This is a genomic window from Pseudomonas huaxiensis (genome assembly GCF_003231275.1).
Taxonomy (GTDB): Bacteria; Pseudomonadota; Gammaproteobacteria; order Pseudomonadales; family Pseudomonadaceae; genus Aquipseudomonas; species Aquipseudomonas huaxiensis.
This window is the reverse complement of record NZ_QKVL01000018.1, coordinates 15,263-30,263: the sequence shown is the minus strand read 5'-3', so window position 1 is coordinate 30,263 and position 15,001 is coordinate 15,263. Positions and strand designations below refer to the sequence as shown.

Sequence of the window (15,001 nt, the reverse complement as noted above, 5' to 3'; positions counted from 1 at the left end):
CCTCATCGCCGGCAAGACCGGCTCCCACAGTTTTTGTGCCTGACCTCAACGCCCTGTGGGAGCTGGCTTGTCGGGGCGCCGAACCGCAGCGATGAGGCCCTCAAAACCATTACAAACCTCAATGACTGACTTTGTGATCCAGCGCCGCATAGAAATTGGCGCTCTGGCGCAGATAATCAGCGGTATAGCTAGGCGTCACCGATTTGCGCTGGTTGATTTCAACATGGGCATGGGCGGCCTGGACCACGGATGCGGAAATGGCTGAAGCGGCGATCACAGGAAAGAGATTGAAGTTCATGGCAAGGCTCTCGAAGTCGGTAGTGTGAAGAGGCCGTCTGGGGCCGTGGTTCAAAACTACGCCGCTACCGCTGCGAGAAAAAATTCATTGCGCCAGTAACCGATATCGATGCCATTGATAGTCAGTCGATGAACTTCAGGTCCGACGGCGCCGCCTGTTTGAACCGCTGCACCACCTCACCCAACAGACCACTGTCCGGATCGCGGCGGATCACCACGATGGCGTCGCTCTTCTGGTTCGCCACCAGCACGAAGCGCTGCCCCGGGTCCAGGCTGAACTCCCGCGGGTGATCGCCTTCCACCGAACGCCGTTGCAGCAGGGTCAGCCGCCCATCATCGGGATCGATGGCGAACACCAACAGTTCATTGGCACTACCGCGATTGCTGACATAGAGAAAACGCCCATCCGCCGAGCCATGCAGCGCGCCGCCAGCCTTTGCTGCGGGATCGTCGCTGTCCGTCAGCGCCACGGTCTGGACCAGCCTGAGATGGCCGTCGTGGTAGTCGAACGTCGCCACCTGCGCGCTCATTTCCAGGGTCAGCCAGGCGCGCTTGCCATCCGCACTGAACAGCAGATGCCGCGGCCCGCTGCCCGGCGGCAGCGCCACCGAATCGAAGGCGCTCAGCGGCTGCGCAGCATTGCCGTCGTAGCGGTAGCTGAAAAGCCGGTCCGCGCCGAGGTCGCTGGCGAACAGGTAGCGGCCGTCCGGCGATGACACCAGCGAATGAACGTGGGGCGCAGCCTGGCGTTCAGGATTGACCTGGCTGGCGGCGTGACGCAGTCGCTGCACCGCCGCGCCCAGCCGGCCATCCGCCTTGACCGGCAGGACACTGAGGCTGCCGCCTTCCGGGGTCGAACCGCCATAGTTGGCGACAAACAGAAAGCGCCCGTCGTGACTGAGGCTGGAATGAGTCGGCTCGCCGCCCTGGCTGCCAACCTGATTGAGCGGCGCAAGGTGATGGGCCGAATCGAGGCTAAAGGCCGACACCTCGCCCGCCGCCTGCTCGTTGACCGCAAACAGGTGGCGGCGGTCGGCGGACAGCGTCAGCCATGACGGGTTGCTCGCCGGCTGCACCTGCAAGGGCGTAGCGTCGATCTGCCCGCTGGCGCCGTCGAAACGGTAGCGATAAATACCCTGGCTGGCGCCGTCGGTGTAACTGCCCACCAGCACTTCATGCCCGTGGGCCATCGCGGTCAGCAACATGGCACTAGCGATCAGCCGGTTCAGCAGTGCTTTCATCGTCGCCCTCATCGGCTTCGTCGGCTTCCTCGCCTTCGTCATCTTCCGAGGCCCGCAGCGCGCTCAGGCACACCAGGCGGTGCTCGCCGCTGTCACCGACGATCAGCCAATCCTCGCCCTCGGCACGGGCAGCGGCGATCTGCTCGGGGGTGAAGGTCCAGCGCTTGAGTGCGCGGCCGTCCATGCACTCGATGCGCAGGCTGCTGTCGTCGTACGTGAAGTCAAAGGCATGCAGGCCGTCGATCAGCAACATGTCGCAGGCTTGCAGGGCTTGGGAAAGGGTGGTCATTACGCAACTGCCATGAATGGGGAAAGGCGCAATGATAGCCCAAATGCACCGCGGGCCAGACGTTGTGGCGTCTGGCCCGCGGTTTCACTCAGGCGTGGATCAGTGAGCGAAGATCGATTTGCTCTGCTGTCCGGCCATTTTCTCCGGCTTGATCAGGAACCGCGCCAGCGCTGGCAGCAGCCACAGGGCGCCGAACATGTTCCAAAGCAGCATGAAGGTCAGCATCAGGCCCATGTCAGCCTGGAACTTGATGGCCGAGAAGATCCAGGTGCAGACGCCGATCGCCAGGCACAGGCCGGTGAACAGCACGGCCTTGCCGGTGGAACGCAGGGTCTGGTAGTAGGCCTCCTGCAATGGCAGGCCCGCCCTCAGGAAACTTTCCAAGCGGCTGTAGATGTAGATCCCGTAGTCCACGCCGATGCCCACGCCCAGCGCCACCACCGGCAGGGTGGCGACCTTGACGCCGATGCCCATGAAGGCCATCAGTGCGTTGCCCAGCACCGAGGTCAGCACCAGCGGCAGGACGATGCACAGGGTGGCGGCGAAGGAGCGGAAGGTGATCATGCACATCACCGCGACGCAGATGTACACCAGGATCAGGATGGTCAGTTCGGCAGACTTGATCACCTCGTTGGTGGCCGCCTCGATGCCGGCGTTACCCGCCGCCAGGAGGAATTCCAGGCCTTCCTGATTATGCGTGTCGGCGAAGGCCTTGACCGCGCCGACCACAGCGTCGAGGGTCTCGGCCTTGTGGTCGTTGAGGAACACCAGCACCGGCGCCAGCGAGCAGTCGCCGTTGTACAGGCCATCGGCGCGGGATACCGAGGTGTTCAGCACTTCAGGGTTACGCGACAGGCTTTCCCATTTCAGGTTGCCCTCGTTCATGCCCTTGATCATCTGCTTGGACACGGTCACCAGGGAGATCGCCGACTGCACGCCCGGGGTATTTTCCATGGTCCACATCAGTTCGTCGATCGGCGCCATGGTCTTGTATACCGAGCACTGTTCGGTCGGCGTCTTGACCATCACCACCAGCACGTCGGAGCTGGTCGAGTAGTTGTCGATGATGAACGCATTGTCTTTGTTGTAGCGCGAGTCCGGGCGCAGCTCCGGCGCGCCCTGGTCGAGGTCGCCAATCTTCAGGTTCTGGCTGTACCAGAGGCCGCCGCCGAAGGCGACCAGCGCCAGAAGCACCGACACCCGCGCCACTTTCGGACTGGCGAAGTTGGACAGCAGGCGCCAGAACGGGTGCTCGCAGGTCGCATCGCGTTTGCTGCGCTCGATCGCCTTCTTGCTGATGCCGACATAGGAAATCGCCACCGGCAGCAGGATCAGGTTGGTGAAGACGATCACCGCCACGCCGATGGACGCGCCGATGGCCAGCTCGCGGATCACCCCGATATCGATGATCAGCAGGGTGATGAAGCCCACGGCGTCGGCGAGGATGGCGATCATCCCCGGCAGGAACAGTTGCCGGAACGTGCGCCGCGCTGCGGTCAGGGCGTTGTCGGCGTCACTGGATTGCAGGGCGATACCGTTGATCTTCTGCACCCCGTGGGAGATGCCGATGGCGAAGATCAGGAACGGCACCAGCATCGAATACGGATCGAGCCCGAAACCCACCACGTGCATCAGCCCGAGTTGCCAGACCACCGCCACCAGGGTGGTGGTGAGCACGGCGATGGTGCTGCGGATACACCAGGTGAACCAGTACAGCAGAACCCAGGTGATGCCCAGCGCGATGGCGAAGAACGCCGCGACCATCATCAGGCCGTCGATCAGGTCACCGACCTTCTTGGCGAATCCGACGATGTGAATCTTCACATTCGGGTTCTGCGCTTCGTACTTGTCGCGAATCTTCTCTTCCAGTTCGTGGGAGAACTTCTGATAGTCCAGCTTGATCTGCCGGCCCTGGTCCTGCGGGTCGGGATAGGACTCTTGCAGCGGAATATCGACGATGCTGGATTTGAAGTTGTTCGCCACCAGGCGGCCGATCTGGCCGGACTTGAGCACGTTGTTGCGCAGGGCGTCGAGGCTTTCCGGCGAACCGTTGTAGGTGTTGGGGATCACTTCGCCGCCGGAGAACCCTTCTTCGGTCACCTCGGTCCAGCGCACCGCGGGGCTCCACAGCGACTTCAGGGCCGAGCGGTCGACGCCGGGAATGTAAAAGACTTCGTCATGGATCTGCCGCAGCGTCTCCATGTAGTCCTTGTCGAAGATATCGCCGTTGACCGCTTCCACCGAGATGCGCACGGTGTTGCCGAGGTTGGCCAGGTCATTGCGGTGCTCGAGCATGTTCTGGATGAACGGGTGCTCCAGCGGGATCATTTTTTCGAAGCTGGTGGACGGGCGGATCAGCGTGGCCTGCCAGAACAGGAAGATGCTGACCAACAGGCAGATACCAATCACCACCGGACGGTTGTTGAAAATCAGGCGCTCGAGCAAGGTCGGCTTGTCCTGATGGTGTTGGCTCATGGTGAACGACTCCCGACTGGTCATGGTTGCGCCCTCTCGGCACCGGTGGCGGCGGCGAAGTGTGCGCCGCCCTGCCCCACCAGGATCAGATTGCCGTCAGGCAGGCCGCTGGCTCCTGCCAGCGCGAGGCGGTCGGCGCGGTTGAAGACGCTGAAGGTGACGCCATCGTCGCTGCTGCGCAGGACCGTCCCCCCATTGCCCACCAGTACCAGACTGCCATCATCGAGAAGCGTAGCGCTTGAGAGGCCGAATTCGAGCGTCCCGCGTGTGGCTTTCAAGCTGATCTGTTGCCAGGTGTCACCAAAATCACTGGAGCGGTAAAGGTTTCCGCGCAAACCATAGGCCAGCAGGGTCTGCGGCTGGGCGGTGCCGATCGCCCCGAAGAACGAACCCTCGTAGGGGCTTTCGACTTTCTGCCAGGTCTGCCCGGCATCACTGGAGCGGAACATGGTGCCCTGCTCGCCGACGATGAACAGGCCGGCGTCCTTGATCTGGGCGATGCCGTTCAGGTGCAGGCCGTCGGGGTTGTCCAGGCGCTCGCTGATGTCCTGCCAGTGCTGGCCGCCGTCGGTAGTTTCGAGAATCGCGCCGTAGGCGCCAATGGCCACGCCGTGCTGGGTGTCCTGGAACCAGACGTCCAACAGCGGGGCTTCGCGGGAAAGGTCTTCGAACTGCTTGGTCCAGGTCGCGCCGCCATCGGTACTGGCGAGGATCTGTGCGTCGTGGCCGACCGCCCAGCCGTGTTTGTCATCGACAAAGGTGACGGCGGTGAGCAATTGGCGGGAAGGCACCTTGGCCTGGGTCCAGGTCGCGCCCTGGTCATCGGAGAACAGAATGTGGCCGCGGTCACCGACCATTACCAGCCGTGAACCGGCCTTGGCCAAGTCCAGCAGCAAACTCTTGTCAGCCTTGGCCGAAACCGTGGACCAGACCTCAGCCTCCGGCGTTGCCGCCTCGACGCTGTTGGCCCACATGCCCACTGCCAGCAGCAATGCCGCACTGGCGACCAGTGCCCATGGGCGCGCACGGAGCGCGTTACCAGTACCCGCCATTCCAGGCTCCGTCATAGATCTGTTCCCCGATTATTGTTATTTGGGTCAATCCATTTGCAGGTACTGCGAAAAACCGTGTTCCAGAGCCCTGCAATAGCTGAGGGTCATCCTATCGGGGATTGCGAAGGGCTGACAACGAACGGGACGTTATCTTTTGTTAAGCGGGTGGAAGTTGGAAATGTTTTGACCTCAGGGGCCTCATCGCTGGCAAGCCAGCTCCCACAGTGTCCCCTGTGGGAGCTGGCTTGCCAGCGATGCTTTTCTATCAGGCCAGGCTCTTGCTCACCACTTCAAACACATCACTGGACAACTGCCCGGAATCACGGATGCGCTCCAGCTCGCCCTTCATCAGCGCCTGACGCGCCGCGTCGTATTTGCGCCAGCGGGTCAGCGGCGCCAGTTGCCGCGAGGCGATCTGTGGGTTGAGGGCATTGAGTTCGATGACGATGTCGGCCAGGAAGCGATAACCGGAACCGTCCGCCGCATGGAAGTTCACCAGGTTCTGCCCGGCAAAGGCGCCGATCAGGGCGCGGACCTTGTTCGGGTTCTTCAGGGTGAACGCCGGGTGTTCCATCAGCGCGCGCACCCGCGCCAGACCACCCGGCATCGTGCTGCCGGCCTGAACGCTGAACCACTGGTCCATCACCAGCGGGTTGTCCTTGAAGTGCTCGGCGAAGGACGCCAGCGCCTTGGCCCGTTCGGCTTCGAACGGCGAGTTGACCAGAACGGCCAGCGCGGTCAGGCGCTCGGTCATGTTGTCGCACGCGTCGAATTGCTCCAGGGTCGCTTCCAGCACCTGCGGTTTGCCGCTGAGCATCAGGTACGACAGGACGATGTTCTGCAGGCTGCGGCGGGCGAAATGCTCGGCTTCGGCGACATAGGCGGTCTGCCGGGAGACGGCGCGATTGGCCTGGTAGCGCGACCACAGCGCCTCGAACAGGTGCTCGGCCAGTTGCTGACGGGCGAAATCACGCGCGGCGTGGATCGCATCGACATCGGCGATTTCGCTGATTTCGGTGAGGTAGGCCTCGCTCGGCAGCGAGAGCATCTCGGCGACCATGGCCTGGTCGAGCTGGTCATTGCCCAGCACGCTGCCCAGTGCGGTAATCAGACGCTGGTCGAGCACCAGCGCGGCGCCCTGCTGGTGCTGCGCGATCAGGTCCTGCAGCACCTGCACCGACAGTTGCTGGCCCGCTTCCCAGCGGTTGAAACCGTCGCTGTCGTGCTGCATGAGGAACATCAACTGGTCGCGGTCGTAGGGGAAGCTCAGCTTGACCGGCGCGCTGAAGCCGCGCAGCAGCGACGGCAACGGCTTGGCCGCGATACCGACGAAGGTGAAAGTCTGCTCGGCTTCGGTCACCGACAGCACGCGGGAAGTGCCGGCAGCGGCAGCTTCGCCGCTGAGGCGCAGCGGCAGGTCGTTGCCTTCGGCGTCGAGCAAGCCCAGTTCGACCGGGATCACGAATGGCTTTTTCTCAACCTTGTCCGGGGTTTCCGGGCAGCTCTGGCGGAAGGTCAGGCTGTAGGTCTGCGCGGCGGCGTCATACGACTCGCTGACCGCCAGGCGTGGCGTGCCGGCCTGGCTGTACCAGCGCTTGAACTGGGTCAGGTCGACACCATTGGCATCTTCCATGGCCTTGATGAAGTCGTCGCAGGTCACCGCCTGGCCGTCGTGACGCTCGAAATACAGGTCACTGCCCTTGCGGAAGCCCTCGGTGCCCAGCAGGGTGCGGACCATGCGCACCACTTCCGAACCCTTCTCGTAGACGGTCAGGGTGTAGAAGTTGGAAATCTCGATAAAGCTGTCCGGGCGCACGGCGTGGGCCATCGGGCCAGCATCTTCGGCGAACTGGTGGGTACGCAGGTAGGCGACGTCTTCGATGCGCTTGACCGTGCGCGAGTTGACGTCGGCGCTGAACTCGGCGTCGCGGAACACCGTGAAGCCTTCCTTGAGCGAGAGCTGGAACCAGTCGCGGCAGGTCACGCGGTTGCCCGACCAGTTGTGGAAGTATTCGTGGGCAACTACCGCTTCGACCCGCTGGTGCGCGGCGTCGGTGGCGGTTTCGGCGCGGGCCAGCACGCAACTGGAGTTGAAGATGTTCAGGCCCTTGTTTTCCATGGCGCCCATGTTGAAGTCGTTGACCGCGACGATCATGAAGATGTCCAGGTCGTACTCGCGACCGTACACCTCTTCGTCCCAGCGCATGGACTTCTTCAGGCTGGTCATGGCGTGCTGGCACTTGTCGATGTTTTCCGGCTCGACATAAATGCGCAGGGTCACGTCACGCCCGGACTGGCGGGTGAACTTGTCTTCGACACACCAGAGGTCGCCCGCCACCAGGGCGAACAGGTACGCGGGTTTCTTGAACGGGTCTTCCCAGGTCGCCCAGTGCCGGCCGTCTTCCTGCGGGCCGCTGCCCACCGGGTTGCCGTTGGACAGCAGGACCGGATAGCGGTGCTGCTCGGCGATCACCGTGGTGGTGAACACGCTCATCACGTCCGGGCGGTCGAGGTAGTAGGTGATCTTGCGGAAGCCTTCGGCCTCGCACTGGGTGCAGAACATGCCGCTGGACTTGTACAGCCCTTCCAGCGCGGTGTTGCTTTCCGGATGGATGCGCACGCTGGTGTCGAGGGTGAACTGCTCGGCGACCGGTTGCAGGGTCAGGTGACTGTCGTTCAGCTCATAGTCGGCGGCGGTCAGTTCGCGGTCGTCGAGAACCACGCTTAGCAGTTCCAGGTGCTGGCCGTCCAGCACCAGCGGCGGCAGGCCCGCGCCACGCGCCGGGTTGCGGCGCATGACCAACTGCGCATGGACCAGCGTGTGGTCCTCGAACAGCTCGAAAGTCAGGTGGGTTTCGTCGATCAGGTACTCGGGCGCCTGATAGTCCTTGAGGTAGATCACTTGCGGCTGTTCGGTACGCATGTGGCGGTCCTTTTTACTGATGCACGGCCAGTTGATAGGCCGTGTACTTGCGAATGTTGATCACGCCAGTGTCGAAAATCAGGTACTGGCCCTTGATGCCCAGCAGCGTGCCTTCGGCCACCGGGTTCTTGTCCAGGTTGAAGCTGACGATCTTGCTCGGGTAGGCCTCGACCGGGTAACGGATTTCCAGGGGCTGGCCGTCGTGCAGCGGCTGGATGGCGTGCAGGCCGAAGCGCTCCTGCAAGGCCTTGAGGCCATCGGCGCAACTGTCGAACAGTTGCTCGCGCACCGCCACCAGGTCCACCGCTTCAGCGTCACCCTTGAGCAGGGCGCGCCAGTTGGTACGGTCGCCCACCTGGCTGCGCAGCAGGTCTTCGACCAGGCCGGACTGCTGGCGCGTGGCGACCCGCAGGATCGGCAGCGCCTGGCTGGCGCCCTGGTCGAGCCAGCGGGTCGGCAACTGGCTGGCGCGGGTGATGCCGACCTTGATACCCGACGAATTGGCCAGATACACCACGTGATCGGTCATGCAGAACTGCTCGCCCCAGGACGGCTCGCGGCAGGTGCCGGCGTCGTAGTGGCAGCGCTCCGGGCTCATGATGCAGACATCGCACTGCGCCAGTTTGGTCATGCACGGGTAGCAATAGCCCTGGCTGAAGCTGGTCTTGGTCTTGCGCCCGCAATGGCTGCAGTGGATGGCGCCCAGGTATTCGAGGCGCACGGTCTGGCCGAGCATGGGATTGACCGGAACTTCCACGTCATCGAGGCGGAAAGCGTATTGCACGACCGGCGTCTCGAGACGCGCGGTCATTTTGCGAATGGAACCACGGCCGACTTCGATCAATGGATCGCATCCGACTTGAACAGGATGTTCGGCACGGTGATGGACTTCGACGCGCATTCCTGCGGGCCCATGTAGCCGGTGCGCTGCTCTTCGGGCAGGTTCTGGATTTCCCAGGCGATGACCGCCTGCAACGACAGCTCGCGCTGCTCGGCGGTGAGCTTGCGGCCATCGGACCATTTGCCGATTTCCACGGCCAGCTTCAGGCTTTCGTAGATTTCCGGGGTGATGTTTTCGATCATTTGCGCAAAAGTGGACATAGCGTCTCCCAAATCAAGCGGTCAGTTTACGCCGGGCCAGCGCCCCGCCCAAGAGCCCGCTCAGGCATCCGACCAACAACCCACCCACATGGGCGGCGTTGGCGATCTGGCCGAAACCGAGCAAGGTAATGAATCCGGTAAGGCACAGCAGCAGCCAGATCAGCATCATTGCCACCGTGCCCCGAGGCAGGCGGAATGCCGTGTCGGGGGCCAGCCACTGATACAGCCAGACATGCCCGAGCAAGCCATACAGCACACCCGACAGCCCGCCGAACAGGCTCGCGCCTTCGAACAGGTATTGCGCCGCGTTGGACACCAGGCCGAACAACAGGGTCAGGCCGAGCAAGACCCAGCGGCCTTGTCGCTGCTCGATACGCCGGCCTAGTTCCAGGTACCAGAGGCCGTTCATGGCCAGGTGAAGGAAGCTGAAATGCACCAGCATCGGGGTGATCAGGCGCCACCACTGGCCGGCCTGAAGGCTGACGTCCAGTGGGGTGAAGTAGACATAGTCGCCATTCACATGGAAATCGAGGAAGGTCAGCCAGCGCAGGGTCGCGAGGTTGTCACCCAGTCCGGTGACGACCGCCACCACCACGCTCAACAGCAACACGGCAGCGGTCGCCTTGCTGCTGCGCAGTTGTTCGACGAAGCCGGGGCGTGACGGCCTCACGGGCGCCGGCGGTAACGGCTCGGCACGCTGCACTTCGCCGTTGGGGTCGCCTTCAGGGTAATGCTGGTACAGCGTGCGGATCTGCTCGGCCATCGGCTCCGCGACCCACAGCACCTGCTCGTCGCCTTCGACGGACACCCGATGCCACACCTGAAGGCGCTGCAGCATCTCGACGAAACCGCCAAGGTCGATGTTCAACGGCAGGCGCATCACCTGAACCACATTCATTGACTGGCCTCCGGCCGTTCCACATCGACCCAGACGAACTTGCGCGGGTCGATCCGGGTTTCATCGTCCAGCCGGTACGCCACCAGCTTTCCGTACAACACGGCACTGTAGTCGAGGCAGGCCAGGTTGGCGCGGATCGGCGCCGGCTTGCCACTGCGCCAGTAATGCCCGACGAACAGCATCGGCTCGTTCTCGGCGTAGCGCAGCAAGGCGTTTTTCTGGCTGCGGCTGAGCGGTGCACTGGCGACCGCATCCGGCAGCGCATCGGGCTGGAACACGATATCGCCGTAGGTCTGCGGGTCTTCTTCCCAGAACTTGGTGCGGAAGAATGCGCGCGTCAGGCCATCGCCACCGGTCAGGGTCAGGCCGTCCGGCAGGCGCATGTCGGTGCCACGCAGCAGGCGGTTGCACACCAGGTGGGCGAAGCTGTCGGGCTCGGCCGAGGCCTGGACGAAGGCCTGGTCGATCACACCCGCCGGATGCTGCTGGCGCAGAGCGTCGATCAGGCGACCGTCCCAGCAGGCATGCACCAGGCGGAAGCGCCCGGCGTCGATGAACAGCGGCAACTGGTAAAACCAGCCGAGGAAGTCGTGCCAGTCACCGGGGTGGTGCTCGAACTGGGTCAGGGTTTCGTCGATCAGCCGGGCATGGCGCGGCGTGTGCTCGCGCACCCAGGTCTTGCCGGTGCCGGGCGCGGCCGGGGTGGTCCAGCCGAGGGCGTTGTATTCATGGTTGCCCATGATGCAATGCGCCTGCCCGGCCTCGACCATGTCGTGGACGATGTGCAGGGCCTCGCGGATTCGCGGGCCGCGGTCGATGATGTCGCCGAGAAACAGTGCCTGACGCTGAGCATGCCGCCACACGCCGCCCACCCGCTTGTAGCCAAGCGCGTCGAGCAAACGTTCGAGGGTGTGGGCACATCCGTGTACATCGCCGATCAGGTCGAAACTGCGCGCTGGATCGAGCATCAGTCGCCTCCACCACCCAGACGGCTGCCCCAGCCGAGCTTGGTCCGGCAGACCTCGTAATAATTGTGGTCCAGCGGATGGATCAGGCGCAGTTTCTGCGGTTTCTTGTTCACCGTGATGGTGTCGCCGGGGGCGCAGGTGAAGTGGTTCTGGCCGTCACAGGAGACTTGCGGGTAGATCTGCAAGTCCTGGGAGACGACGATTTTCAGCTCGCTGTTGCCATCCACCACGATCGGCCGCCCGGACAGGGTGTGCGGGTACATCGGCACAATGACGATGGCGTCGAGTTTGGGGTGCATGATCGGCCCGCCCGCCGACAGCGCGTAGGCGGTGGAGCCAGTGGGGGTGGCGACGATCAGGCCGTCGGCCTTCTGGCTGCAGACGAACTGGCCGTCGATGTAGATCTCGAACTCGATCATCCGGGTCGATTTGCCCGGGTGCAGGACCACGTCGTTGAGCGCATCGCCCTGGCCGATGGCCTCGCCGTGGCGGCGCACTTCGGCCTGGAGCAGGAAGCGGTTCTCGACCAGGTAATGACCGTCGAGCACTTCGGCGACCTTCACTTCCAGCTCATCGGGCCGGATATCGGTGAGGAAGCCCAGGCTGCCGCGGTTGATCCCCAGCACCGGAATATTGTGTCGTGCCAGCGCACGCGCGGCGCCGAGCAGGCTGCCGTCGCCGCCGACGACGATGACCAGGTCACAGACCTCGCCCAACAGCTTACGCGAGGACGTCTGCAGGCCGTGGCCCGGCAAGACTTCGGCGATGGTGTCCTCGAGAATGACGTGCAGGTGCCGGTTCAGCAGGAATTTTTTCAGACGGCGAATGGTATCGAGCACCTGGGAGCTGCCGAGGCGACCGATGATACCGATATTGCGAAATTGCTCCATGGGGCTCCTGCAAGGCTCTGCGGCGGTAAAAGGGCACGGCGGCCAAAGGCCCGATTATGGGCGAAAGCGTCGGCCAGCGGCAAACGGGGCTATGCTCGCTGGATGAATCCGTTCGCCGCCCTGCACGACCTGCCCCGCCACCTGCGCCAGCCTGCGGTCCGCGACCTGGCCTGGGCGCTGCTGTCGCCGCCGCTGCTGGAAACCGCGCCGTGGCCGCAGCGCCACCCCCTCAGCGGCAGCAACTGGCGCGACGACCCGGACGGCCTGCACGACTGGCTGCTGCGCCTCGACCTCGATCCGGCGCCTCTGCTGGCCTGGCTGGCGCGCTCGGTCAGCCGGCGGCTGGGGCTGTATTACGAGCGGCTCTGGCAGTTCGCCCTGACCCAGGCGCCCGGCGTGGAGTTGCTGGCTGCCAACCTGCCGATCCGCCAGGGCGGGCACACCCTGGGCGAACTGGACATCCTGCTGCGCGACCGCGAAGGCGTGCATCACCTGGAACTGGCGATCAAGTTCTACCTCGGTCCCGGCCATGGCGACGGCGTCGACCCGGCGCACTGGCTCGGCCCCGGCTGCCACGACCGGCTGGACCGCAAACTGACCCACCTCGCCGAACACCAACTGCCGATCTCGGCCCGCGCGGAAAGCCGCGACGCCCTGGCGAGCCTTGGCCTGGATCAGGTGCAGGCGCGCTTGTGGCTGGGCGGTTACTTGCTCTATCCCTGGCCCGCCCACGCGGATTCTCCCCACGGCGCGCATCCGCAGCACTTGCGCGGACGCTGGCTGCATCAGCGTGACTGGCCGGCATTCCACGCCAGCCACACCGACGGGCGCTGGCAATTGCTGCCACGCCAGGCATGGTTGGGGCCGGCCAGGGTTGCGGCGGAAGAACTGTGGAGCGAGGAGCGTCTCCGGCTCTGGCTCGCGGCCCTTGATCCATTGGCCCAGGCCCAGTTGCTGGTGCGCCTGGAGCCGGGGGACGACGGCGACTGGCAGGAAGCTGAGCGTTTGTTCCTGGTTGCGGATCGCTGGCCCGACCTGCCCGAAATCTTGACCCAGACGCCTTGACCACGGCTTTTTTGCCGCCTTCGGCTACCGCAATGCCGCGCAGCGATTAGAGTTGAAGATCAGCGCCAGCAAGAGCGCACTCCCTGATCTGACGAGGAATCCCCATGACCCTGACCAATACGCGAGAGCGCTATGGCAGCCTGTCCATCGCCCTACACTGGCTGATGCTGGTGCTGCTGGCCGCGGTGTACGCCTGTATCGAATTGCGCGGCCTGTTCCCCAAGGACAGCGCCGAGCGGGAACTGATGAAAACCTTGCACTTCATGCTCGGCCTGACCGTGTTCGTGCTGGTCTGGCTGCGGCTGGCCCTGCGGCTGACCCGCCCGACACCGCGCATCATCCCCGCCCCGCCCGCCTGGCAGACCGGCCTGGCACATCTGCTGCACGCGGTGCTGTACGCGCTGATGATCGGCTTGCCGCTGGCCGGCTGGGTCATCCTCAGCGCCGCCGACAAACCGATCCCCTTCTACGGCTTCGAACTGCCAGCGCTGGTGGCGCCGGACAAGGACCTGGCGCGCTTCGTCAAAGGCTGGCACGAATGGTTTGGCGCACTGGGCTACTGGCTGGTGGGACTGCACGCGGTGGCCGGGCTATATCACCACTATGTGCGCAAGGACAATACGTTGCAGCGGATGCTGCCGGCGAAGGACTAGGCGAAACCGCGTCGGCCCTGTAACCCTCCGGTGTGGACAACGATCAACCGGGTGCCCGCATCCAAGGCCCCGGCTTCCACCCGTTGCTTCAGCGCCAGCAACGCCTTGCCGGTATACACCGGCTCCAGCGGCACGCCCGACTCGGCCTCGCTTTGATCGATGAAGGCCAGCAATTCATCGTCAACCTTGGCAAAGCCGCCGCGGCTGGCGTCGTGCAGGTGATAGCCGGCGAGGCTGCCGGTCAATGCCGGTACGCCCTCTTCCACGCCGTATCCAGGTGGTACGGCCAACGCGCCATGCACCGGATGAGCGCCCTCTTCCGCCAGCACCAACCCGGCCAGGGTGGTGCCGGTACCGACCGCCAGCCACCAGGCGTCGTAGTCGTTCCAGCCGAGAACCGGCAATTGTGCCCGTGCCTGCTCCACAATCAGCGCACAGCCGCTGGCGCCCAACACACCGCCGCCGCCCTCCGGCACGCAATGCCAGCCGGGGTAGCGTGCTTGCCAGGGCAGCCAGAAGTCCGGTTCGTTGCGAGCGCGATAGCCGCTATAACCGAGCCAATGCAACTGCATGCCGAACGCTTCAAGGTCGCGGGTGGTGGGAGTGTCCTGCGGGTGACCGCGCAGCAGCCCGACGGTGGCGAAGCCGAAACGCTGACCGGCAGCGGCCAGCGCGTGGAGGTGATTGGAGTGATTGCCGCCCAGGCTGATGATCCCCGGCGCGCCGCTGCTACGGGCGATTCGCAGGTGTTCGAGCAGCTTGAACCACTTGTTGCCACTGATCATGGGGTCGATCAGATCAAGGCGCAGGAGGGCGACCTGGATACCGGCTTTGGTTATCCAGGGCAGAGAAAGAAGTTGTAGAGGAGCTTGGGGGAGATTGAGCATGCCGCCGATTCTACAGGCGGCATCTGCCCCGGGGGAGCAACTGTCTTGCTCAAAATCTGAACGTTTGCTCGCGCCCTTGTGGGAGTGGCTTCAGCCGCGAACGGCGGCGAAGCCGTCGTAAAACCTGAATCCCCGGGCAGGCTGATACACCTCGGATACCTGTTTTGTGGCCGCTGCGCGGCCAATCGCGGCTCAAGCCGCTCCTAAAGGGTCTTGTGTCAGGCGATAACCCCTGCACGGCCCCGTGGGAGCGGCACCCGGC

14 protein-coding genes are annotated in these 15,001 nt (G+C 63.9%); 2 read left to right on the top strand and 12 right to left on the bottom strand.

What is annotated here, in order from left to right; genetic code table 11:
• Positions 1–118: 118 nt before the first annotated feature.
• The 11 genes from DM374_RS18840 to DM374_RS18790 all read right to left on the bottom strand — a co-directional run bounded on the left by DM374_RS18840 (position 119) and on the right by DM374_RS18790 (position 12,134).
• On the bottom strand, positions 119–298 hold the full coding sequence (locus DM374_RS18840) for a hypothetical protein (protein WP_110971250.1): 180 nt from the start codon (positions 296–298) through the stop codon (positions 119–121).
• A gap of 121 nt (positions 299–419) precedes the next feature.
• Entirely contained in the window at positions 420–1,538 is a 1,119-nt protein-coding gene (locus DM374_RS18835; protein ID WP_225422538.1) for a lactonase family protein, read from the bottom strand.
• Positions 1,507–1,827 (bottom strand): DUF5629 family protein, encoded by a 321-nt coding sequence (locus DM374_RS18830; protein ID WP_110971249.1) that lies wholly within the window; start codon positions 1,825–1,827, stop codon positions 1,507–1,509. Before DM374_RS18830 ends, DM374_RS18835 begins: the two co-directional genes overlap by 32 nt.
• Before the next feature lie 99 nt (positions 1,828–1,926).
• Positions 1,927–4,302, bottom strand: coding sequence for an efflux RND transporter permease subunit (locus DM374_RS18825; RefSeq protein WP_110971314.1), 2,376 nt, complete (start codon positions 4,300–4,302; stop codon positions 1,927–1,929).
• A 20-nt stretch (positions 4,303–4,322) separates the two neighbouring features.
• A complete protein-coding gene (locus tag DM374_RS18820) occupies positions 4,323–5,354 on the bottom strand; it encodes a WD40/YVTN/BNR-like repeat-containing protein (RefSeq protein WP_225422537.1) in 1,032 nt (343 codons plus the stop codon).
• Positions 5,355–5,619: 265 nt separating this feature from the next.
• A complete protein-coding gene (gene pepN / locus DM374_RS18815; protein WP_110971247.1) occupies positions 5,620–8,277 on the bottom strand; it encodes an aminopeptidase N in 2,658 nt (885 codons plus the stop codon).
• A gap of 13 nt (positions 8,278–8,290) precedes the next feature.
• Positions 8,291–9,121: a DUF2797 domain-containing protein gene (locus DM374_RS18810; RefSeq protein WP_110971246.1), complete on the bottom strand. Its 831-nt coding sequence runs from the start codon at positions 9,119–9,121 to the stop codon at positions 8,291–8,293.
• Positions 9,118–9,378 (bottom strand): YeaC family protein, encoded by a 261-nt coding sequence (locus tag DM374_RS18805; RefSeq protein ID WP_095155678.1) that lies wholly within the window; start codon positions 9,376–9,378, stop codon positions 9,118–9,120. The genes DM374_RS18810 and DM374_RS18805 overlap by 4 nt, the downstream gene beginning before the upstream one ends.
• A 13-nt stretch (positions 9,379–9,391) precedes the next feature.
• Positions 9,392–10,276 (bottom strand): rhomboid family intramembrane serine protease, encoded by an 885-nt coding sequence (locus DM374_RS18800; RefSeq protein ID WP_110971245.1) that lies wholly within the window; start codon positions 10,274–10,276, stop codon positions 9,392–9,394.
• Entirely contained in the window at positions 10,273–11,247 is a 975-nt protein-coding gene (locus tag DM374_RS18795) for a metallophosphoesterase (protein WP_177431579.1), read from the bottom strand. The genes DM374_RS18800 and DM374_RS18795 overlap by 4 nt, the downstream gene beginning before the upstream one ends.
• Positions 11,244–12,134, bottom strand: a complete 891-nt coding sequence (locus DM374_RS18790; RefSeq protein WP_095155675.1) for an NAD(+) kinase — start codon at positions 12,132–12,134, stop codon at positions 11,244–11,246. Before DM374_RS18790 ends, DM374_RS18795 begins: the two co-directional genes overlap by 4 nt.
• Positions 12,135–12,236: 102 nt before the next feature.
• Between DM374_RS18790 and DM374_RS18785 the strand changes: the two genes are divergently transcribed.
• Positions 12,237–13,199, top strand: a complete 963-nt coding sequence (locus DM374_RS18785) for a DUF1853 family protein (protein ID WP_110971243.1) — start codon at positions 12,237–12,239, stop codon at positions 13,197–13,199.
• Between the two features lie 104 nt (positions 13,200–13,303).
• A complete protein-coding gene (locus DM374_RS18780) occupies positions 13,304–13,852 on the top strand; it encodes a cytochrome b (protein ID WP_110971242.1) in 549 nt (182 codons plus the stop codon).
• Here DM374_RS18780 and DM374_RS18775 read toward each other — a convergent pair.
• Positions 13,849–14,739 carry a 1-aminocyclopropane-1-carboxylate deaminase/D-cysteine desulfhydrase gene (locus DM374_RS18775; protein WP_110971241.1) on the bottom strand — a complete coding sequence of 297 codons (891 nt, stop codon included), beginning with the start codon at positions 14,737–14,739 and terminating at the stop codon, positions 13,849–13,851. The genes DM374_RS18780 and DM374_RS18775 overlap by 4 nt on opposite strands.
• Positions 14,740–15,001 lie beyond the last annotated feature (262 nt).

Excerpts from the sequence above, each read along its gene's own strand:
- DM374_RS18840 (WP_110971250.1), bottom strand. The coding sequence starts at position 298 with ATGAACTTCAATCTCTTTCCTGTGATCGCCGCTTCAGCCATTTCCGCA.
- DM374_RS18775 (WP_110971241.1), bottom strand. The coding sequence starts at position 14,739 with ATGCTCAATCTCCCCCAAGCTCCTCTACAACTTCTTTCTCTGCCCTGG.
- DM374_RS18820 (WP_225422537.1), bottom strand. The coding sequence starts at position 5,354 with ATGGCGGGTACTGGTAACGCGCTCCGTGCGCGCCCATGGGCACTGGTC.
- DM374_RS18805 (WP_095155678.1), bottom strand. The coding sequence starts at position 9,378 with ATGTCCACTTTTGCGCAAATGATCGAAAACATCACCCCGGAAATCTAC.
- DM374_RS18780 (WP_110971242.1), top strand. The coding sequence starts at position 13,304 with ATGACCCTGACCAATACGCGAGAGCGCTATGGCAGCCTGTCCATCGCC.
- pepN (WP_110971247.1), bottom strand. The coding sequence starts at position 8,277 with ATGCGTACCGAACAGCCGCAAGTGATCTACCTCAAGGACTATCAGGCG.
- DM374_RS18825 (WP_110971314.1), bottom strand. The coding sequence starts at position 4,302 with ATGAGCCAACACCATCAGGACAAGCCGACCTTGCTCGAGCGCCTGATT.
- DM374_RS18830 (WP_110971249.1), bottom strand. The coding sequence starts at position 1,827 with ATGACCACCCTTTCCCAAGCCCTGCAAGCCTGCGACATGTTGCTGATC.
- DM374_RS18800 (WP_110971245.1), bottom strand. The coding sequence starts at position 10,276 with ATGAATGTGGTTCAGGTGATGCGCCTGCCGTTGAACATCGACCTTGGC.
- DM374_RS18835 (WP_225422538.1), bottom strand. The coding sequence starts at position 1,538 with ATGAAAGCACTGCTGAACCGGCTGATCGCTAGTGCCATGTTGCTGACC.
- DM374_RS18785 (WP_110971243.1), top strand. The coding sequence starts at position 12,237 with ATGAATCCGTTCGCCGCCCTGCACGACCTGCCCCGCCACCTGCGCCAG.
- DM374_RS18790 (WP_095155675.1), bottom strand. The coding sequence starts at position 12,134 with ATGGAGCAATTTCGCAATATCGGTATCATCGGTCGCCTCGGCAGCTCC.